The organism is Salinicola socius (genome assembly GCF_001937195.1).
Taxonomy (GTDB): Bacteria; Pseudomonadota; Gammaproteobacteria; order Pseudomonadales; family Halomonadaceae; genus Salinicola; species Salinicola socius.
In genome coordinates this window covers 1-550 of the sequence record NZ_MSDO01000119.1, presented here as the reverse complement: position 1 = coordinate 550, position 550 = coordinate 1, and the positions used below count along the sequence as shown (strand labels likewise).

The 550-nt window shown below is 54.7% G+C and carries 2 tRNA genes; both read left to right on the top strand.

Going from position 1 to position 550, the window contains the following annotated elements:
- The first annotated feature begins 35 nt into the window (after nt 1-35).
- A tRNA-Glu gene (locus tag BTW07_RS19150) sits at nt 36-111 on the top strand.
- Between the two features lie 53 nt (nt 112-164).
- Nucleotides 165-239 (top strand) — tRNA-Gly (locus tag BTW07_RS19145).
- Nucleotides 240-550: the final 311 nt, after the last annotated feature.

The window sequence follows — 550 nt, the reverse complement described above, 5'->3', positions numbered from 1 at the left end:
CGCTCCAAATTTTGGTAGCTCAGGCGCCAAATTGCGTCCCATTCGTCTAGTGGTCCAGGACACCGCCCTTTCACGGCGGTAACAGGGGTTCGAACCCCCTATGGGACGCCACTTTCATGATCGCCAGGTCATGTCGTCGTCGCTTCAAGCGTCGGCAGCGATAAGCGGGAATAGCTCAGTGGTAGAGCATCGCCTTGCCAAGGCGAGGGTCGGGAGTTCGAATCTCCTTTCCCGCTCCATATCGTGGTTTTCATTACGCCAGTAATCATCACTCGTGAAGCGGCATCCCCGTTCTCTCGGGATTTTTGCGTTGCATCCGTCGCGTAACCCCGCCACACGGCTCGCTATCCGTCGGCTCGACTGACCCTGTCATATCGAATCTTCTATTCGTCTGCTAAAGATTGAACCCGGTGGAATTGCCCCCATATCGACGGCACTTCGTCTCGATTGATTTTGCAAACCCTGATTTCGCGAATTTCGATTTCTCAAACACGGCAGGAATCCCTGATGGCAGAACCAGCACTGTCCATCCGCGGGCTGACCAAAGTCT